Source organism: Luteolibacter sp. SL250 (assembly GCF_026625605.1).
Lineage (GTDB): Bacteria > Verrucomicrobiota > Verrucomicrobiia > Verrucomicrobiales > Akkermansiaceae > Luteolibacter.
In genome coordinates this window covers 1,972,594-1,993,483 of the sequence record NZ_CP113054.1, presented here as the reverse complement: position 1 = coordinate 1,993,483, position 20,890 = coordinate 1,972,594, and the positions used below count along the sequence as shown (strand labels likewise).

The following is a 20,890-nucleotide window of genomic DNA, read 5'->3' as shown; positions in this document are numbered from 1 at the left end:
AGTGGGACAGGAGTGTCCCACCTCCTTACTTCACCCTCAGCCGTGCGAACCACTTCGCGGGCATCTGTGATGCCGGGACGGCGCTGCGGTAGGTGACGGCAGCGGTGCCGTCCGGCTGACGCCGCGTGCTGACGTGGATCAGATCCGTGGTACCCCAGTCATCGCCCAGGGTCAGGCTGCTCTCCGCGATGTAGTCCACCCCCGCCACCGCGAGGCTGCGGCGGAAGGTGAAGAGCGCATACGCTTCCTCCGTGCCGCCCTCCGGGGTGAAAGGCGCGACCGACATCCGCGGCAACGTCCGCCCGCCGATGGCCGCTTCCAGGAAATTGCTCATGCCATCGCCGTTGCTGTCGCCATTCGGATCCAGCACCGGGGGCAGGTGGTCGCCTTTCCCGGGACCGCCGTTCAGCGCGGCGCTGGCATGCCAGTTGCCCGGCACGGTGTGGTCCAGATCCGCCACGGCTTTCAGCACCATGCTGGCCCCTGTTCCATCCGCATCCACCGGCCATGGTTCCGCATCCTGATAGGTGAAACGCCGGATCACCGCACCGGTGGCGTCCAGCACGCTCACCGTCTCCGTACTGTTGTTGAAGCTGCCCGTATATTGTCCGGCGACCGGCAGGACGGGAGGAGGTGTGATATCACCCGGCGGAGGATACCTCACGGCGAAGGCCGCCGTGTTCGCCACCACCAGCACCCGCCCGCCGGGGGCCAGCGTGCGCAGTCCGGCGGGCGCGTTGTCGAAGGAGAACGTGACCGCCTCCGCCAGGGTGACGCCGGACAGGTCGATGGTCTGCGTGCCGATGTTCGCCAGCTCGATGTATTCGAAGTCATTGTCCACGTACCCCGCCTCCTCCGGCGTGGACGGATCCGCCGGGTGATACATCAGCTCCGTCACCACCAGGTTCGCCGCCGCGGCGGGGACGGTGGAGACATTCAGCGTCGCCTGCGCCAGCGGGCTCCACTGCGTGCCGTTCCGCACCCGGGCGCGCACGACATGCATTCCCGGTGTCGTGGATGCCGGTGTGCCCGCCACCTGCGAGAGCGCGCGCACACGGAGATCGAAGGAAAGGTCGTTCGCCTTCGCCACGCCATTCACGTGGGTATATTGGTGGACCTGGATGGCGATGGTGTTGCTCCCCTCCCGCAGCACGCCCGGCGGGGAGATCCATGTCATCCACTCTGTTTCGTGCCCCTTGTCGATCACCGCGGTCGCGGATGTGGCGTGGTCGACGGGCGTCGGGGAAAACGGCATGCCCACGCGCCGGAGTTCCACTCCGTTGAGCCACACCACCGCCCCGTCATCCGCCAGTAGGTCGAAGCGCACCGCATTCATCGAGCCGGTGCCAGAGGCGTTGAAGGTCCTGCGGAAATACGTCGTGCCCATCTGCGTCTGCTCCCGCACGGAGGAAACCACCGCCCAGCCGGAATCATCGAAGCCATCCCCGCTCCATGAGACGGGCAGGCTGGAGGATGCGGAGAATTTCCATGCAGCCCCCACGGGCAGGAGTTCCGTCTGGTTCATCTGCGCGGCGGAGGTGGTGACCGCCGCCGGGCTGGCAGCGCCTCCCAGCTCGCGAGGGTCCGGCCCGTCGATGGTGTAGAGCACCTCCGCGGCATCCGGGTTCGGGTTGGCCAGACCGAAGCCGGACCCACCGGAGAAAGTGATGCGGGGAGGCCGGGCAACGATGCTGGCCACGGACCCGGCCGCGGTGGTGGGCGTGGTGGCCATGCTCTGTGTGTCCATCCACTCGAGCCGCGCCTGCAGCCACTGCTTCAGCAATGAAACCTCATGGGCGTGGGTGGTGCGGTCCTGCCAGCCGATGGGCGTGGTCCAGACATAGGTGCCGAGGATCTGCCAGCGGGCGAAGTGGCGGCCCGCCGGACTTTCCACGCTGGGCGTGCTGTTCGGCCAGGTTCCGGTGCCATTCGTCACGGGAGTGGACAGACCGGCGGTGAGCTGCGCGGCCATGCCGTCCACCCGTGCCGCCACGGCCTCATCCGTCAGGACGCCCGCGCGCTTTTCCCACCAGCGGTCCCAGTAGCCGCGGCGGAACTCCGGATCCTGGAACAGGCGCGGGAACCACGGATAGTGGGACGGGCCTTTCTGCGACAGCCAGTCGTCGAACAGGCGGATCCAGTGCCAGCCCTCCCCCGGTCCCTGCCCCGGCTGCGCGCTGCCGCCGCTCTCCGTCTCGCTGTTGTTCGCGAAGGAAAGGTTGAAGTCCCACACCGGCAGCGCCTTCACCTTCTGCCCGCGCTTCTTGTGGAAATAGTTGCTGTTCTGGTAGGCGTCCGTCTGCCGGGCGAACTCCGCCATGAGATGCCAGTCCTGGAAGGAAGTCGCGTCGATGTAGGCGGCATAGCCGGTCGCGGGATCGGCGAATCCGCTGCCGGAAAGCGCGGCCTCAAAGCCGTTCATATACGTCCGCAGGTAGTCGATCTGGGCACTGGTCGGCGTGCCCGGCTCCACCATGTCCAGCGGCTGTCCTCCCCACGCGCTGGACGTGGTGGTGGTGAAGCCGTTGTCATACGGCGGCTTGTCCTTGGAGAAGATGTAGCCGCCGGTGATGTCTGTGGCCAGCGGCGTGAGTTCCTCCACATCCACCCGTTCCTCATCCCGCTTGATCTTCTCCACCAGCACATAGACCCCGCGGTAGTCGCCGTGGTCGAGCGTGGTTCCGGCCTGATTGAAGAACACCTCCACGAAGCGGGTGCGCATCCCCGCCCCCGGCCCAGCCCAGTCCCGCGCCAGACCGTAGGCCAGCGCGTTGCGCATGAGGCTCTTGTCATTCCACGGCGCGTGCAGCACCCAGTCCGCGCCCTCCGGCATGCCCAGCACGGGGAGTTTCTCATCCTCGTCGATGTGGTCGCGCCACAGTTCCCACGCATACTGCTTCTGCGGGAAGCCCGCGGAGGACTGGCCCCGCACATGGGTGCCACCGCGCAGGACCTGGTTCGGCGTGGCTCCCAGCGACGTTTTTCCCGTCACCTGGTCCGGCTCGTAGATGGCCGCCAGCGTGGTCCGGTAAGGGGCGCTCTGCGAGGTGTTGGAGTCCACGTTCACCCCGAAGGAATCCAGCACCAGCACCGGCAGGTTCGACTGGAACGGCTGGCCGGTGGAGCGGTAGTTCGCCTTCACGTTGTCACCCATGCGGATGAAATGGCGGTTGCCGATGAAGCCCGGCAGATGATCCGGACGGAAAACGCGGGCACGCACCGTCGTGCTGTTCGTCACGATGACGGGCGCGGTGTAAATGGGGGATGTCTCCAGCGGCTCCGAAAGATCCGTGGTGTAGCGGATGGTGCCGGACGCCCCGGCGGGCAACGAGAGCGTGAGCTGGATCGGCGCGCTGATCACCCCGCTGGCCGCGCTGAACACCACATCCGCCGCAGGGCCGTTCGGCGACTGGACGCCGAAATTCGCGACGCCAGGAGTCGGCGTGGCGAGGAAGCCCTGCGTCAGCGCGGTGCCCATCACGCCGTAGCTGATGTCCTCACTCTGCGCGGTGTAGGTGTAGGAGCTGGCCGTGGTCGCATCCGGCCTCACCAGAGCGACATGGCCGCCACCTTTCCCGAGGTTGAAGTTCGTGTGCAGCACCGGCCCGGTGCGGTTCTTCGACGAGGCGAAGATCAACTTGTACTCATACGGCTGGAGCATGGCCCCCGCGGGGAACAGCCACCGCTTCGGCGTCGCCGCGGAGTTGGTCAGCGCCCAGCCGGTGAGGTCCAGCGGGGTGTCCGTACCGTTGTAGATCTCGATCCAGTCCGGCTTGTTCCCGTCCTCATCTTCGATGCCCTCGCCGTTGTCGGTGAGGAATTCCGAGATGATGGGGCCGCTGGTGATGACCTGCGCGGGGACGATGCCCGCCACGAACACCGGGTCGAAGTTCGCCAGCGTATTCGAGCCAAGTTGGATGCTGGAAACCGTGCCGCCATCCGCCACGCCGAAGTCCGACAGGTCGAGCGCCACGCCGAAGACCTGCTGGGAGATGTTCGAGGAAGACTCCGCCAGCGGCGCGGCGCGGAGTTGCGCCAGTGATGCCACGGTGAGAGCGCTGGTGTTCCCGCTGTTCCGGGTGTCCAGCACATCCGCGCCGGAGGTGGAGTAGCCGGTGCTGCCATATGCGCTGCCCGCCACCTGCTGGGTCACGCCGTTGATCCTCACCTGGAAGCCGTCCGCGGGGGCGCCGGTATTGATCTCCAGCAGCACGATGTCCGGCCCGGGACGGTTCACCAGGGCCGGGGAGGACTCCAGCGTGACGGCTGCCTCCCCCACCGCCGGATTGATCAGCCCCGTGTCGAAAAGGAAGTCCGACAGGTATCCCTCCGCTGCCGCGCCGGTGGCCGTAGAGCTGCCATCCACCGCCAGCACCACGGAAGCGGTGGCCCCGGCGAATGAGGTGAGCGTGCCGGTCTGCAGGCGATCCCGTGAAATGTTCGCGCCGTTCACCGTCAGCCCCAGGATCTGGTTGCCGGAGCGCTGCATGCCTGTCACCGCCACAGGCGCCGCCGTCAGGCATGGCATCATGGCAAGCAGGCAGAGCGTGGATGAATGGAAGGGGGAGCCTCGCATCAGGGGGTTATCATGGGTTTATCAGCCGATCTTTCCGTGTCCGCCGGAAAAGGAAAGCTCCGAAGTGACTGCGGCGATCCACCATTCCACGGACCACCATTGCTTTGCCTCCCCTCCCTCTTTCGCGTAAATCCTCCGCGCATGAACCAACGGATCGCCATCCTCGGTGCGGGGAACATGGGCAGTGCGCTCGCGCACGCCCTCGCCAGCCAGGGTGCCGCCGTGTCCATCTGGGACCACTTCCCGGAGACCATCGCGGAAATCATCTCTGACCGCACGAACCGGCGGTATCTCCCCGGCATCGACCTGCACCCCGCCATCCAGCCACACACCAGCGCGGCGGAGTGCATGGACGGTGTCCGCCTTGTCATCCTCTGCCTCCCTTCCATTTTCGTGGAGGGGGTCCTCCTCCCACTCCTGCCCTCCCTCCGGGCGGATGCCATCCTGCTCAACGTGGCCAAGGGCTTCGCCCCCGACGGAAAGACGATCCTTCCCGCGTGGCTCCACACCATCGCGCCCGGTCACGACTGTGCCCACCTTGCCGGTCCCGCACTGGCGGATGAGATCGCCGGCGGCTGCCCCACCTTCGTGACCATCGCCGCGCGCCACAGCACCACCGCGGAGGAAACCGCCGCCATCATCCGCGGGGACATCCTCATCCCCGGCACCACCACGGATCTGGAGGGAGCCGTGCTGGCAGGCATACTGAAGAATTCGTATGCCATTTTCCTCGGCCTGCTGGAGCGACTCTGCGGCCAAGGTCACAACCTCTCCGCCAGCGCGATGACGCTCTGCAGCATGGAAATGGAGCGTCTGCTCACCGCCATGGACGCCCGTCCGGAAACCGTCCGCGGCCTGCCTGGCATGGGAGACCTCACCGCCACCGGCTGCTCACCCCGCAGCCACAACCGCCGTCTCGGACAGGACCTAGCGGCCGGGCTGCCACCGGAGGGCCTTCATCGCAGAGACGTCCATGTCCCGGAGGGCGTCCGCGCCACCATCACCTTTCTCCAGGCCGCCCGCGACCGCCGGGTGGAAGCCCCAATCCTTTCCGCCGTCGCCGCCATACTCCGCGGCACCCTCCCTCCCACGCCTTCCACCCTGCTGGATGCCCTCCGCGCCGCCGCCGGAACCGGTTGAGCCGCAGCCATGCGCGGTATATCTATCTGGCAGGCGGCATTTCCTAACTCCTCCAGTTTGCATTTTATCTCCCATGGGCCTATCATGAGGGGATGGATATTTAGCGAGAAACCCATCCGGAACCATCCCGTTGCCGGACTATCACACCCTCCAGCCCATGAAATCCGACCTCCGCTACTTCCGAAACAGCATGTGCAAACGCTTCCCCGATTGCTCCGAAAAGCAGGTCGATGAAGCGATTTCCAAAGCGTTGGAAGAGATCAAGCCCAGCCGCGACCGGACCAAGCTCAACCGGCTGGTCGTCGGTTTCCTTTCCAACCATTGCGGGGATGCGGTCTTCCGCTGAATGCCCACCGGGAATCCCGCTCACAATCCGAGGCGCGTCGCGTGCCAACTGGCCTCCGCGCGGGTGGAGATGTCGAGCTTCCGGTAGATCGCCTTGATGTGAGACGCCACCGTGGACTCCGCGATTCCCAGGTTCTCCGCGACGTCCACATTGCGGAACCCGCGGGAGATCAGGGCAAGGGTCTGCTTTTCCCGCTCGCTCAGGCCGGCGTCATCATCCGCGACGGGCCCGGTCATGCGGAAGTGTTCCATGATCCGGCGGGCGATGGACGGTGAAAGTGCCGGGATACCTTCATGAAGCTGGACGAGCTGGCGGCTGAGCTGGCCCACGGGCTGCTGCTTGAGCAGATATCCCTGCGCCCCCGCCGACAGCGCCGCGACGATGTGGGAATCCTCCCCGATGGCGGTGGTGATGACGCAAAGCGTGGACGGTGACACCGCACGCAGCGAGCGCAGCACGTCGAGCCCGGACCCGTCAGGCAGCCCCAGGTCGATGAGCGCGAGGTCGAAAACATGCTGCCCGGAAAGCTCCCGCGCCGCGTCCACGGTCGCGGCCTCCAGGATCGTGCTGTCCTTGAACGCCGCCAGCACCACTCCGGAGAGCCAGCGCCGGGTCTCCGCCACGTCTTCAACAATGAGCACCCGCTTCACGCCGTCCGCCTCCTTTCATGATCCAGAGGAATGTGGATGACCAGCTCCGTCCCCCGCTCCGGCCGCCGGATCTCCAGGGAGCCGCCCATACGCGCCAGCCGCGCCCGTATGTTCGCAAGCCCGTTGCCTCGGTGATCGTCGAAGTCTCCGCTGCCCACCCCGTCATCGCCAATGCTCACACGCAGCGAGTTGCTCCCATGCGCCACCGTCACACAGGCGTGACGCGCTCCGGAGTGCCGGATCACGTTGCTGACCGCTTCCCGCAGGATCGAGCGCAGGGCGTGGACGGTGGGAGACTCAAGCACGGTCCGGTCGCAGCCATTCCCTTCCCACCGTAGGGAGATCCCGGCGGCGGCGAGGCGCTCGGAGGATTCCGCCCGGAGTTCGCCGAAGGCTTCATCAAGGGTGAGCGCCTCCGCAGGAAAATCGTTGATGACGGAGCGGAGATCCTCCAGGGATTCACGGATCCTGGCGTCCTTCCGCTCCGTGTTGTCGCTGTGCAGCGCGGCGAGCAGTTGCGCCCCAATGTTGTCGTGGATGTCGCGGGCGATCCGGCTGCGCTCCTCCGCCACACCGGACTCATAGGCGGAGCGGCTGGCGATGGCGTGTTCCAGGCTTCTCACCAGCTCACCGGCGAGGGTGGCGTCCTTTGGTGAAAACAGGCGCCGTCCCGCGGCGGCGAATTTGAGCCTGAGGCAGGGCAGCCCCCCCACGGCTGGCATCGACATGGAAAGCCCGTCATCCCCGACCGCCACCGCAGGCCGCCCCCTTTCCTCCGCTTCCATACCCAGGGGCGAAAAGATCTCCTCCAGCAGCTTCCGCCAGCGGTCGTCGCGCGCATCTTCCGATGGGGCCAGGGCCACGTCCATCACCCGCCCGAACCACTCCGCGGGGTGGGTATCCCGCGTCCCCCGCATGCGCTGCCACATCCACGTCCGCAGCGGCAGCCAGACCACGCCGCAGACCAGCAGCGTCAGACTCAGTGACATGCCCGGCGACATCCGCAGGCCTAACAGGAAAAGCATGTCCAGCACGACCAGCAGCAGCACCGTCAGCGTCCAAACCGCGATGCGCCGCCACCAGATGCCCAACTCGAACAAGCGGTAGCGCAGGATGCCGAAGGCCAGCCCGGCATACACCAGCAGGAAAAGCAGGAACGCATACCCCTGCAGCGGGGAGGTATCCACGCCGAACAACTGCGGAAGCAGGATGAACAGGACGAACGCGCTGGTTCCCAACATCCACGACAGCAGGAACCACTGGAGCGCCGCCCGCTCGACGGGTGTGCGGCTGGTCCGGAACCAGTGGATGCCCGCGAGGATGAAGGTCATGCCCGCACCCACCACCACCAGAAAACGCCGGGCAAAGGTCATCGACTCGAAAATCCCCACTTGCTGGGCCACGAACCAGCCCACAAACAGCGCCACCACCAGCAACCCCGCCCACCTGGGGCCGAGGGGCCTCGGGTAGTGCAGCAGCAGCGCGATGAAGCTGGCGATGAACAGGCTGCCGCCGAAGAAATTCAGATCCCCGGCCCAATGGAACAAGGTGCCATCCAGGGCCAGCTCCCGCGTGCTGTAGATGGCCGCCGCAGGGGAAAACAACAGCGTCGCCGCACCGCTCAGCAACAGGTAGCGGGCCGCCGCATCCTTTGGGCGGAAGGCGAACACGGTGGCGGCCACCAGCCACGCCACCAACCCCACCACCAGTTGCACCCAAAAAACCGCAGGAAAGGAGGTGAACGGACGCCCCCGCTGGTCGGGAACCAATGGCACCACCCCGCCGTCCGCTTTCGTCAGGCGGACCTCCCCGGACGCCAGGATTTCCGCCAACCGGTCCTGCCGGGACAGAAACTCCCGGTATGTCTGGTAGTCGCCCATGCTCCCGTCCGGCTCGATCACGAGATCCAGGGCCTTCAGTTCCATCTCGTGGTCATTCCCGGCAATCGCACGGATTCTGACACCTTCCGGGATGCCGGCGGCCGGCCCGGTGCTTTCCACCACGACCACTCCCCCTTCTGCCGCCGGCAGCAGGGACAAGCCCAACCACGGTTGCGCATGCGCCAGCAGGAGCACCACCCCCATCACCGCCAACCCCACCGCCACCGCCGCCGACATCACAGCTACCGGAGGCAGCCCACCAGGACGGAGGGACGGAGGGGGAGGCGAAGTCATGTCTGGATGATATGGAAATCGGGAGGGAGTATCCCAGAGTGTTGGAAATATGAACATCCTCCGTTCAGGGGATTCCGCGCCGGGGCCGGATGTGTATCATCCCAGACCATTCATCAACAACCGGAAACCGACATTCCGTCTCCCGCACCATGATCCCGGCATGGCAATGGAGACGTCCCCGGGTCATTCCGGCCCCCACCTACGAAGGGGCCTTCCAGCAAGGAAATACCTCCGAACACCTGACCAGCCATGCATCGCCATCCCACCTCGCCCTTGTCATCCATCCGCCTGGCATTGACCGCCTTCCTGCTGTTCGCGCTGGGTATCCCTTCATTCGGCCAGGCGGCCTATCAGGGCACCTACATCGGCTACTCCTATATCCGTCTTGAAGGAGCCGTCACCCAGCCGGAAACCGCCAACGGCACCGTCATTGCTGAAGTCGCCAACGATGGATCCATTACTCTCCAGGGCGGGGGAATCACCGGCACCGTCGATTCCGCCGGCACCATCAACTGGGTGCAGCCGAATGGCTTTTACCTCACCGCCGGAAACATCTCCGGCGGCACGCTCCACGGCAGTGGCTCCACCACCAACGGCCTGACCACCACCCACACCCGCATCGAACTGAAAACCGGCGGCTATGACGTCAATGCCTCGCTCGACGGCTATTTCACGGTCATCAATCCCAAACCCCCGCTGCACGACTCGGTGGCCATCATCCACGACGGCACCCGCTTCGTCGTCCTCGGTGAAAAGGGAGCCATCCATTTCTCGGAAGATGGCCAAACATGGCAGAGCCGCCACACCGGCAGCGTCCATCCCATGACGGCGCTCGCCTACGGTTCCGGCACCTACGTCGCTGTCGGAGAAAACAACACCCTGCTCACCAGCACCGATCTCGAAAACTGGGTTCCCCGCGCCTCCGGTATCGGACAAGTCCAGAACTGGCACATCACGACCGTCACATTCCACGATGGCCGGTTTTACATCGGCAACATGACCGGAGGAATCACCCGCTCCAGTGATGCCACCGGAGCCACCTGGGAAGCTCCCATGTACACTTCCAACGCCATCGGCCCTCTCACGAACCCTCTCCTGCGTGCCATGGGCAGCCGTCTCTATCTTGTGGCGAAAGGCTACGGCCAAACCCGGTTCAAGATCCACCACTCTACCAACGGCACCACATTCACCGAAGCCGCGCTCGATGCCAGCGCCATCCCTTCCTATTTCAACACCAACCCGGATCACCTGGTCCATGGCAACGGCGTCCATCTCATCAATGCCTACGGCTACAGCGCCACCTCGACCGACGGCGTCAATTTCACCGCACGCAACAATCCCGATGCCTTCAGCTTCGTCGGCTTCGACGGCGAACGCTTCATCGCCCGCACCCCGGGGGGCACCAACGCGAAATTCTACCACTCCACCAATGGAGTGACATGGACGGAGGGAACGCGAGATTCCCTCACCAACGCCACCGGAGTCGCCCATCACGGGTCCCTCCGCATCGCCACCGGTGCGCTCTACCTCACCCGCCGCTCCACCGACGGGCTCGCATGGGAAAAGATCACCTCCAGCGACATTTCCGCGGACATCGCCACCAACTCGAACGAACTCCGCGTCACCTACGGCAACGGTCTCTATATCCTACACGGTATTGCCACCGTCGTCGAGAACCTCAACTTCATCACCCGCGACGGCCTCAACTGGACTCCCGCACCCACGAAGAGATCCATCGCTTTCGCCAACGGCATCTTCTTCAGCGGCGACCAGATTTCCCTCGACGGCATCACCTGGATCGACGCCAACCTCCCCCTCAATCAGAACGAAACCATCAAATTCGTCGCCTCGGATGGCGACACCCTGCTCGCCATCTCCATCCAGAACCGCGTCTTCACTTCCGATGACGGGTTCACCTGGCAGCATGTGAATGCGGCCAGCCCCGCCCCCGGCAACGCCCACACCGTCGTCGGCGCCAACGGCCAATGGATCGCCCTCGCCACCGGCGGCCAATACTATCACTCCCCCGACAACGGAGCCACCTGGACCAGCGCCACAAAAAGCAACGCCACCCTGAATGGCGCCGCCTACGGCAATGGCCGCTGGGTAATCGTCGCCAACAATGGCCACATCTACACCGGAAGCGATCCCGCCTCGCTCACCTCCACCGGCCCCACACTCACCCAGGGAGGCGGCTACGACAGCGTCGTTTTCATCGACGGAAAATTTTTCGTCCGCCGCGACAACTTCGGCACCTACTTCGTCTCCGACGCTCTCCCCGGCAGCACCTGGGAAGAAAAATACTTCAGCGGCACCGTCCGCTTCTACGGCATGGCCTCCGGCCCGGACTTCTCCCTCATCACCGGTTCCAACAGCACCGTCATCCGCGCCGAACGGAACCAGGTCGGCCATCCCGTCCTCACCACCCAGCCGCCAGCCACCGTCACGCTGGTCCAGGACGGCACGCTCCAGCTTCAGGCGGGCGTCATCGGTGATCCCGATTTGACCTACCGCTGGTTCCGCAACGGCCTTCCGCTCGAAAACGTTGGCCGCGTCACAGGAGCTGACACCACAGCCCTTACCATCACCGACATCCGAGGCAACGACGCCGGGACCTACCACCTCCTCGTCACCAACCCCCTCGGCACCGTTGTCACCCGGGCAACCCAGCTTACGGTCAACCCCAAGCCTCTTGTCGTCACCCCGCCCCTCAGCCTGACGAAAAAACCGGGCGCGGACGCCACTTTCACCGTGCAGGGCAGTCCCGATACCACCGCCATCCAGTGGTTCCACAACGGGCAGCCCATCTCCGGAGCCACCTCCGCCACCCTCACCCTTTCCAACCTCACCGACGCCAACGCCGGACTCTACGAAGCCCGCCTCACCAATCAATTCGGCGACATCTTCAGTCCTCCGGCGAGCCTTTCCATTACCCATGTCGCCTCGGGAATATCCGCGGACGGCCCTTACAATGCCAACATTCCAGCCCTGAATTTATCCTTCACCCGAAGTTATCTGGGATACAGCGCGAATGGCATCGAGATCCGGAAAATCCACGAATATCCCGACGGGAAAATCCTCGTCGGAGGCCAGTTCTCATACCTGAGCGATACCCGCCACGGCCTCATGCGTCTCAATGCCGACGGCACCCTCGACACATCCTTCGCCTTCCCGCTCCTGCGCGAGTCGGTCTCCAACTTCTTCTACAACGCTTCCGTCGAAGATTTCGGTTTCCTCTCCGACGGCCACATCGTCGTCGTCCTCAGTGCCGCCGTGAACTACGGTCAATCCGCCTCCCTTCCCATCTCCACCCGGATCCTTCTCCTCGATGCGAATGGAAATCCGGATTTCTCCTTCAACATCCCATTCCCCGCGAACGCCCAGGTCGGTTCCCTTGCCATCGACTCCCAGGACCGCATCGTCCTGGCAGGCTACCGGTTCTCCGGCACGGGCAACAACACGGTCAACATCGCCCGCTACCAGGCCAACGGAACACCCGACGCCTCCTTCGACGGAAAGCTTGTCACCACCGGCATTTCAAACTTCATCCAGCGGGGAGTGAAGCTCCTTCCCGACGGCAAACTGGTCGCCGTCGGCCAGAACAACAGCAGCCGCCTCACCACCACCCGGCTCACCTCCTCCGGAACCCAGGACCCCACCTTCACCAAAGCCGACCTCGGCACCGGTTCCACCGGAGTCAAAGAACTGAAACTACACGACGATGGAGGTTTCCTTATTTCCGGTGGCATCGGCATCGTCACCATCAACAGCGTCCAGAGCCCCCGCAGGCAGGTTGCCCTCTTTCATGCCGACGGAACTCTGGAGCCAACGGTGAACTCCGCCACGAATCCCGCCCACACCTACTTCGGCACGATCTATTCCAGCGAAATCCTTCCCGACAACAGCCTCCTGTTTGGCGGAAGCTATTCCTACTACGACAACCTCGATTACCTCCCCGAAGGTCTGCTCAAGAATCTCGCCCAGTTCGAAGCCTCCGGCACCGTGATGATGATGGAGAGCCAGCAACTGGAGGCCGACTTCGCACCCTCGCAACATCCGTTCTCGCTTCTCCATGCCAACCCGTCCCACTCCCGGATCTATGCCGGACGCTGGATCACCACCACCAGCTTCCCGAACGCCCCGCGCATTCTCCGCCTCACCACCGGCTCCGGCCCGCTTCCCGGAGCACCCGCCCCCGCCATCACCCATCAGAGTTCCGGCACCTATGCGGAACCCGGAGACTCTGTCACGTTCGCCGTCTCCGCGGTGGGAGGCGCCCTCTCCTTCCAGTGGAGCAAGAACGGCCAGCCCATCCCCGGCAAAACCGGACCCTCTCTCGACATCCACCCCGTGGGCATCGATGACGCCGCCACCTACACCGTCGCGGTGACGGACGGATCCACCACCGTCTACTCATCCGAGATGATCCTCACTGTCCGGGGAGCCGCCTCCACACCCACCTTCTCCTCATGGAAAAGCCAGTACAGCTTCCCTCCCGGAGAAGAAGGCTTCAATGATGATCCCGCCGGAGACGGTGTCGCCAACGGCTTCAAGTATCTCTTCGGTCTCGATCCCAACGTGCCTGCCGTCCTGCAGACGGAAGTGCCTCACCCTTCCGGACAGAAAAAGTTCGACTCGGCGACGATCAACAGCATCAACAGCGGTCCGGGACTGCCTGCCCCCGGGACGGAAGGCGGGAAATCCTATCAGCTCGTTTCCGTCCGGCTTCCTGCTGATATGAAAGGCCTCTCTTTCGAAATCCAGGCGACCACGAATCTCGTCTTCGGCAACGGTTCCGCACAGGCCCACCAGCTCGGAGAACCGGTCACGGATGGGGATGCGCTCATCCATTCCTTCTATCTCACTCCCGCCACCGAAGACTCCGCACGACTCTTCTGGAGGCTGGAAATCGGTGAATAGCCTCCTTCATCTCCAGCCCTGCAACCTCCAGCGGGCCAGGAACCGTGCTGGAGACAAGCACCCTTTCCCGGACCCGCATCGGCGGCTGTGGTTGCCAAAGCAGCATCTGATCGACCGGGAAAGGGAAATTTTCCCTGCCATGGCAACGGTCGAATCCAGGGTTCCCACCTTTGCTGAAACCGGTATCCAAAAATGATCCGGCACCTCCGGTCGTGATCACGGTACACATTGCCGGCATTCCATCAATTCGCCAGCACTCCTTAACAAGGAAGTACCCCGGCTTGGATTCGAACCAAGGACCAAAAGATTAAGAGTCTTCTGCTCTACCAACTGAGCTACCGAGGCATTAGGGGCAGGCGATCCGCTGTCGCGGACTGCCGACGGCCAAAGGCATAGGGCCATCCGCGGCGGAGGGCAACCGGAAATTTACCACTTTTATGACATCAGGTCTGAGATGGGCGGAAATACCCTGCAATCAGAAGGCCAGGAAGCCCGTGTTTCCACCATCTCCGCTACCCGAACGGCTCGATGTGCGTCACGACATCCGTGACCTGCGGAACCTCCCGGCAGATGGCGTCTTTGACGTCGTGGCCGATCTGGTGGCCTTTCTCCACGGTCATGTGGGGGTCCACCTCGATGTGGATGTCCATGAAGTAGCCGAGGCCCATTTTTTTCATGCGCAGTTTCTCGATGCCCATGACCTCGGGGACTGCGGTGGCGACGGCCCTCACCTGCTCCAGCAGTTGCGGGGACGGGGCACCGTCGAGGTTCTCATGGAGGGCGGTGCGCAGGAGGAGGATGCCGTTGAAGACGATGACGGTGCAGCCGACCAGCGCACCGATGTCGTCCGCTTTCTCGAACCCCGGACCACCGATGAGGGCGACGAGGATGCCGACGAGTGCGGCGGCGGAGGTAATGGCGTCCGCCCGGTGGTGCCAAGCGTCCCCTTTCAACGCGGTGCTTTCCGTCTCCACACTCTTTTTCAGTGCATGGCGGGAGAGCAATTCCTTCGTGATGATGACCACGACGAGGACGGGCAGGGTGAACCACGCGGGCGGTTCATGGCGGTGGATGATGTTCCTCACGCTCTGCCAGATGATGACGCCGCCGGCGGCCAGCAGGGATACGGCGGAGAAAAGGGCGCCGAGTTGCTCTGCCTTTCCCAGGCCATAGGGATACCTCTCGCTGGGCGGGCGGTGGGCCACCTTCAGCGAACACCAAACGACGAGGGAGGAAAACAGGTCGTTGAGCGACTCGATGCCGTCCGCGATGAGCGCGTAGGAGTTCCCCACCACCCCGGTGACGATCTTCACCAGCGCGAGCACGGCATTCACCGCCATGCTCCTGACGACCGTCCGCGCGGCGATGTTTTCATGCCCGGTCATGCTTGCCCGGAGGAAGGGTGGGATCTCCGAACCGTCCGTTCAACGGGAAACGACGACGCCCGCCACTTTGCCGGACGGATGACCGTGGATGAGTTCAGGCGGAAAGCACAGGTTGCCTCATTAGGCTTATCAATATTGAGATTCATTCTCTTTAAACTTGCTCAGACTGGCAATCCATCTACTGCTCGCGCGCGTGAAAACACACCTTCTCCGCAGCTTTTCCGCACTCATCCTTGGTCTGGCGTTGTCCGGAGGATCCGCCTCTGCGGTGACTGCGTTCACCGAGACCTTCAACACCAACGCAAGCGGCTGGCTGACCGGCAACTCCGTGGCCCCCACCTACAGCGCGACGGGTGGCGTCGGCAATTCCGGCTATATCTCCTTCACTTCGACTTTCACCTCCGGAGCCAGCGGTCCGTTCGGCGCGCCGCCGCTGCAGACGCTGATACGTGGCAATGCCAGCGCCGACGCCAGCGGTGACGCTTTCGCCGGAAACTGGATCACCTCCGGGGTGACCACCATGACGGTCGCCGTCCGGCACAACTACAACCAGACACTGAACCTCTACGCACGGCTCGACGCCGGCGGCGGAAACGCCGCGAGCCTGGCCAGCACCGCGTCGTACGCCGTCGCCTCCGACACCTGGACCACCATCACCATCCCGATCACCAACAGCAACCCTCCGTTCCTTTCCTACGGCGGCGGGGATTTCAATTCGGTGTTCGGCAACATCCAGAACGTGCAGCTGGGATTCTACCTCCCCGCGAACACGACGTTCACGGACTTCCGCATCGATGTGGACAACGTTTCCGTCGCTGTCCCCGAGCCGGCATCCCTCGGTCTGCTGGCCGTCGCCGGTGCGGGCATCGTGCTCCGCCGCCGCAGGCTGGCCTGAGGCACCGCTTTCCATCTGATAGAGGAGCAAATCCCGCCAAGGGGTTTGCTCCTTTTCTTTCGGAGGGACACACGCCGATGCGGCCGCACGGCGCCCAAGAAGCGAAGAGGACGCAACGGCATGCGCCCTCCGGAAAATGAGGACGCCGGTCGGCTGACCGGCGTCCTGAAGCATTGGGAAGGATCGGGGAAAGCGGATCAGACCTTCATCAGGTCCGCTTCCTTGGCGACGGCGTGCTCGTCGATCTTCTTGGTGAACTTGTTGGTGAGGTCCTGGACTTCCTTCTCGAAGTCCTTCTGGGCGTCTTCCGCGATGATATTGTCCGCCTTCATTTTCTTGGCGGCATCCATGCCGTCCTTGCGCGCGGCGCGGAGGCGGACCTTCGCTTCCTCCGCCAGCTGCTTGATCATCTTGACCATGTCACGGCGGCGTTCCTCGGAGAGTTCCGGGATGGGCACGCGGATGGAGCGGTCCGCGGCGGCGGGGTTGAGGCCCAGCTTGCACTCGCGGATGGCGCGCTCGATGTCGCGGGTGGTGGACGGATCAAAGGGCTGCACGACCAGCATCCGCGGCTCCGGCGAGTTGATGACGGCGAGGCTCTTCAGTTTCGACACCGCGCCGTAGGCATGGACGTGGACGTCGAGGTTTTCGATGAGGGCGGGGCTGGCCTTGCCCGTGCGGACACCGGCGAACTCGTGGATGAGGTAGTCCACGCATTTGGTCATCGCTTCTTCGACTTCGAGAATGGCTGTATCAGGGTCCATGATGTGCTGGTTGGGAAAAGGTGGGGATCACTCACCGTGCACCAGGGTGCCGATGGGGAGGCCGCGCAGGGCGTGGGAAAGGTTCCCGGCCGGGCCGAGATCGAAGATGATGATGGGGATGTGGTTGTCCATGCAGAGGCTGAATGCCGTGGCATCCATGACGCTCAGGCGCTTGGTCAGGCACTCCTGGAAGGTGACGGTCTCATAGCGGACGGCGTTGGGGTCCTTTCGCGGGTCCGCGTTGTAGACACCGTCCACCTGGGTGGCCTTGAGGATGACATCCACACCCATCTCGCTGGCGCGGAGGGCGGAGGTGGTGTCCGTGGAGAAAAAGGGGCTGCCGGTTCCCGCGGCGAAGATGACGACCTTTCCGTCCTCGAGCTGGCGCTCGGCCTTCCGGCGGATGAAGGGCTCCGCGACGTTCTTCATCTCGATGGCGGACTGCACCCGGCAACTGACACCGTGATGCTCCAGCGCGCCTTCCAGGGCCAGGGCATTCATGACGGTGGCCAGCATGCCCACGTAGTCCGCGGTGGCACGATCCATGCCGCGCGCGGAAGCACTGGCTCCGCGCCAGAAATTCCCACCGCCGACGACGATGCCCAGCTCCAGGCCGGTCGCCACCGCTTCCTTGATCTCCAGAGCGATGCGATCGACGATCTCCGGAGAAATGTTGTCCGTGGACCCGGGCTCCCGCAACGCCTCGCCGCTGAGTTTGAGGATGGCGCGCTTGAAGGGACGGGGATCTTTGGAAGGAGAACTCATGCGATTTTTGTCTGCACAGAGAGAAGCGGAATCCCCCCCGTCTTGGGAAGTGAAATCACGGGATCATCCGAGGGGTGGGCGAATCCCGAGAGAGATTCGGCGGCGGGGAAATCCACGATGAACTGGCGCCGGTTTGCCGGGTGATCTCCACCCAGCCGAATTTCCCACGAAATCCGCTACGCAGATCAGTTCGCCGGCGGCAATTCACCGATGGTGAACTTGCCCGCCAGATCGACCAGCGGCGCCTTGCCCTCGGTGGCGCCTTCGATGGCGATGGTGACGACGAGCGGCTGGGTCTGCGGGCGCTGGTATTCCTCCAGCGTCTTCCGCACGGCGATGAGGGCGAGCCTGAGCACCTGGCGGCTGGTCAGGTCCACCTCCGTCGGGATCTCCAGCTCGGTGATGTCCAGCGTGACGATGAGCCCTTCCTGGGACATGCGGCCGTTGATGCCCACCTTGCACAGCACCAGCAGGTTCGCCTCCGTGACCTTGTAATTCGGGTTGTTCGTCGGGATCTGGTGGGGGGTCTTGATGGAGTCGATGAGTACTTCCGGAAACGCACCGGTCAGAGCCATGGGGCGGGCCATGACGGACGCCTGGAGCGCCTCCCCCACGTCCATGATGACATCATCCCCATCCGTGCCGTGTAGGCTCAGCGGTTCATAGATGGGCACCACCATGATGGTGGTGGCCACCGCGCTGCCCGCCAGCAGCAGGGAGCAGAACAGGGTCTGGAAAAGCCGTTTCATCCCGCGAAAATGGCGCATCTCCCTTGCGTCCGCGAGCCAAAAGAACCGGACGGTATGGGGTAGCGAAGCTCGTGAGAGCTTCGGCTGGGTGGATGGCATCTGATGAATAGACGCCGGTTTCTTAGGGGACGTCCTCCCAGCCGAAGGTCTCACGACCTTCGCTACCCCTGCGGGCGGATCTTTCCGCGTAGCGAAGCTCGTGAGAGCTTCGGCGGGGCGGATGGCAACTGATGGACCGGCGTCGGTTTCTTATGGGACGTCTCCCCAGCCGAAGGTCTCACGACCTTCGCTACCCCCTCACGACCTTCGCTACGCCTACCGGCGAATGACTTGCAAATCCCCTTCCCCCGCCTTGTCATCAGGGCATGGATCATCTGGCCCTCGCCCGGAATGTCATCGGAATCGAAACGGAAGGACTGCTGCGCATGTCCAGCCGGCTGGATGACCAATTCATCGTCGCCGTGGGACTGCTGCAGACGACGCTGGACAACCGCGGGAAGATCGTGGTGGTGGGTGTGGGCAAGTCCGGGAACATCGGCCACAAGATCGCGGCGACGCTGAACTCCACGGGGGCGACCGCCGTGGTGCTGAACTCCCAGAACGCGCTGCACGGGGACCTTGGCCTGATCTCCGACGGGGACGCGGTGCTGCTGCTGTCCTACTCCGGGGAGACGAACGAGCTGCTGGACCTCATCCCTTTCATCAAGCGGTTCGACGTGCGGCTCATCGCGCTGACGGGCCAGCCGGACTCCTCACTTTCCAAGCTGAGTGACATCACGCTGGACACGTCCGTGGAGCGTGAGGCGTGCCCGCTGAACCTGGCGCCAACTTCCTCCTCCACGGCCATGCTGGTGATGGGGGACGCGCTGGCGATGGTGCTGCTGGAGGCGCGCGGGTTCACGGAGGAAGACTTCGCCCGCTACCACCCCGGTGGCTCGCTGGGCCGGGCGCTTCTCACCCGGGTGTCCGACATCATGCGCGGCGGGGAGGCCCTGCCAACGGTGACGGAGGACGCGCTGGTGCTGGACGCACTCATCGCCATGAACGCGGCGCGTGCCGGTGCCTGCCTCATTCTCATGCCGGACGGCTTTCTGGCCGGGATCTTCACCCACGGCGACTTCGCCCGCGGCTACCAGAAAGACCCCTCCATCGGGGAACGGCCCATCGCGGGGCTGATGACGCGCCGCCCCATCACCGTGCAGGCGGACTCCCTGGCGGTGGAGGCGGTGAAGACCATCGGCCTGAACCGGATCGACGACATCGTGGTGCTGGGCGCGGATGGCAGGCCCGCAGGGCTGGTGGACACGCAGGACTTCGCCCGGCTGAAGATCATTTGAGCGCGCACCTTTCCATCATCGGCGGCGGGCCTGCCGGGCTGCGGGCTGCGGAGATCGCCTCATCGCGGGGTGTCTGCGTGACCCTGTTCGACGGCAAGCCATCGGTCGGGCGGAAATTCCTCGTCGCGGGAAAGGGCGGGCTGAACATCACCCACGGGGAGGCGCTGGAAAAGTTCACCACCCGCTACTCCGGGCCGCCGGAGTTCTGGCAGGAGATCATTTCCTCCTTCACCCCGCAGGACCTGCGCGACTGGGCTGCGGAACTGGGCGTGGAGACCTTCCAGGCGACCAGCGGGCGCGTCTATCCGAAGGCGCTGAAGGCGGCTCCCCTGCTCCGCCGGTGGATCGCGCGGCTGAAGGAGAACGGCGTGACCTTCGCGATGAACCACCGCCTCACCGGGATCGATCCCGGGTTCACGCTGCATTTTGAAAATGGCACCGCCCACGCGTGCGATGCGGTGCTGCTGGCGCTGGGTGGCGGCTCATGGCCGCAGACGGGATCCGACGGCGGATGGATCCCCGTGCTGGAGCGGCTGGGCGTGCCGGTGGCCCCGCTGCAGCCCGCCAACTGTGGGTGGGAGCACGCGTGGCCGGAGGAAATCCTCCCCGCCATCGAGGGTGTGCCGTTGAAAAACATCCATATCCGCGCGGACGGACGGCTGGCCGTGGGCGAGCTGATGCTCACGCGCTACGGCGTGGAGGGCGGGGCCATCTATCAGCTCGGCGCGACGCTGCGCGGGATGGAAAGACCGGCCATCGCCATCGACTTCAAGCCGACCTTCACCGCGGAGGAACTCACGCGGAAGCTGACCCACGTGAAGCGTGACTTCCTGGAGGCGGCGCGCGTTTCGTGGAAGCTGCCGGACGCCGCGTGCGCGCTGCTTTCCCGCACGCCCCACGCGGATGCCGCCAGTCTGGCGGCGGAGGTGAAGCACCACGTCATCCCCCTCAGCCGGCCACGCCCCATCGCGGAGGTCATCTCCTCCGCCGGTGGTGTCCCCTTTTCCGCACTGGACGGAAACCTGATGCTGCGCGACCACCCGGGCATCTTCCTGGCCGGGGAGATGATCGACTGGGAGGCCCCCACCGGCGGCTACCTGATGCAGGGTTGCTTCGCCACCGCGACGCGTTCCGCAGCGGCCGCAAGCGATTGGTTGAAACAATTCCGTTAATTGGTCAGTTTCCATCC

Annotated in this window: 13 protein-coding genes and 1 tRNA gene; 6 read left to right on the top strand and 8 right to left on the bottom strand. The window is 64.3% G+C overall.

Annotated features, from left to right (window positions below):
• Positions 1-25 precede the first annotated feature (25 nt).
• Entirely contained in the window at positions 26-4,576 is a 4,551-nt protein-coding gene (locus OVA24_RS08865) for a CotH kinase family protein (RefSeq protein WP_267674848.1), read from the bottom strand.
• A 141-nt stretch (positions 4,577-4,717) separates the two neighbouring features.
• Between OVA24_RS08865 and OVA24_RS08860 the strand changes: the two genes are divergently transcribed.
• The gene (locus OVA24_RS08860) at positions 4,718-5,716 is read left to right on the top strand and encodes an NAD(P)H-dependent glycerol-3-phosphate dehydrogenase (protein ID WP_267674847.1); all 999 of its coding nucleotides are present in this window, start codon (positions 4,718-4,720) and stop codon (positions 5,714-5,716) included.
• A gap of 157 nt (positions 5,717-5,873) precedes the next feature.
• Entirely contained in the window at positions 5,874-6,062 is a 189-nt protein-coding gene (locus OVA24_RS08855; RefSeq protein WP_267674846.1) for a hypothetical protein, read from the top strand.
• Between the two features lie 20 nt (positions 6,063-6,082).
• On the opposite strand, the gene OVA24_RS08850 is transcribed toward OVA24_RS08855, so the two are convergent.
• Positions 6,083-6,712 (bottom strand): response regulator, encoded by a 630-nt coding sequence (locus OVA24_RS08850; RefSeq protein WP_345783428.1) that lies wholly within the window; start codon positions 6,710-6,712, stop codon positions 6,083-6,085.
• Complete coding sequence (locus OVA24_RS08845) at positions 6,709-8,886, bottom strand: sensor histidine kinase (RefSeq protein ID WP_267674844.1); 2,178 nt, start codon at positions 8,884-8,886, stop codon at positions 6,709-6,711. The genes OVA24_RS08850 and OVA24_RS08845 overlap by 4 nt, the downstream gene beginning before the upstream one ends.
• A 249-nt stretch (positions 8,887-9,135) precedes the next feature.
• Between OVA24_RS08845 and OVA24_RS08840 the strand changes: the two genes are divergently transcribed.
• Positions 9,136-13,806, top strand: a complete 4,671-nt coding sequence (locus OVA24_RS08840; protein ID WP_267674843.1) for a delta-60 repeat-containing protein — start codon at positions 9,136-9,138, stop codon at positions 13,804-13,806.
• A 272-nt stretch (positions 13,807-14,078) separates the two neighbouring features.
• On the opposite strand, the gene OVA24_RS08835 is transcribed toward OVA24_RS08840, so the two are convergent.
• Together OVA24_RS08835 and OVA24_RS08830 are read right to left on the bottom strand one after the other, a co-directional pair.
• A tRNA-Lys gene (locus OVA24_RS08835) sits at positions 14,079-14,151 on the bottom strand.
• Between the two features lie 167 nt (positions 14,152-14,318).
• A complete protein-coding gene (locus OVA24_RS08830; protein WP_267674842.1) occupies positions 14,319-15,191 on the bottom strand; it encodes a cation diffusion facilitator family transporter in 873 nt (290 codons plus the stop codon).
• Positions 15,192-15,384: 193 nt separating this feature from the next.
• Here OVA24_RS08830 and OVA24_RS08825 point away from each other — a divergent pair, with 193 nt between their 5' ends.
• Positions 15,385-16,086: a PEP-CTERM sorting domain-containing protein gene (locus tag OVA24_RS08825; RefSeq protein ID WP_267674841.1), complete on the top strand. Its 702-nt coding sequence runs from the start codon at positions 15,385-15,387 to the stop codon at positions 16,084-16,086.
• 197 nt (positions 16,087-16,283) lie between these two features.
• Here the strand turns inward: OVA24_RS08825 and frr are convergent, their stop codons facing one another.
• From frr to OVA24_RS08810, 3 genes are all read right to left on the bottom strand, one after another.
• Positions 16,284-16,850, bottom strand: a complete 567-nt coding sequence (gene frr, locus OVA24_RS08820) for a ribosome recycling factor (RefSeq protein ID WP_267674840.1) — start codon at positions 16,848-16,850, stop codon at positions 16,284-16,286.
• Between the two features lie 27 nt (positions 16,851-16,877).
• Positions 16,878-17,615: a UMP kinase gene (gene pyrH / locus OVA24_RS08815; RefSeq protein WP_267674839.1), complete on the bottom strand. Its 738-nt coding sequence runs from the start codon at positions 17,613-17,615 to the stop codon at positions 16,878-16,880.
• Positions 17,616-17,800: 185 nt separating this feature from the next.
• Positions 17,801-18,364: a hypothetical protein gene (locus OVA24_RS08810; protein WP_267674838.1), complete on the bottom strand. Its 564-nt coding sequence runs from the start codon at positions 18,362-18,364 to the stop codon at positions 17,801-17,803.
• A gap of 365 nt (positions 18,365-18,729) precedes the next feature.
• On the opposite strand from OVA24_RS08810, the gene OVA24_RS08805 reads away from it, so the two are divergent.
• Both OVA24_RS08805 and OVA24_RS08800 read left to right on the top strand, forming a co-directional pair.
• Positions 18,730-19,701: a KpsF/GutQ family sugar-phosphate isomerase gene (locus OVA24_RS08805; protein WP_267674837.1), complete on the top strand. Its 972-nt coding sequence runs from the start codon at positions 18,730-18,732 to the stop codon at positions 19,699-19,701.
• Positions 19,698-20,873: a BaiN/RdsA family NAD(P)/FAD-dependent oxidoreductase gene (locus OVA24_RS08800; protein ID WP_267674836.1), complete on the top strand. Its 1,176-nt coding sequence runs from the start codon at positions 19,698-19,700 to the stop codon at positions 20,871-20,873. The genes OVA24_RS08805 and OVA24_RS08800 overlap by 4 nt, the downstream gene beginning before the upstream one ends.
• Positions 20,874-20,890 lie beyond the last annotated feature (17 nt).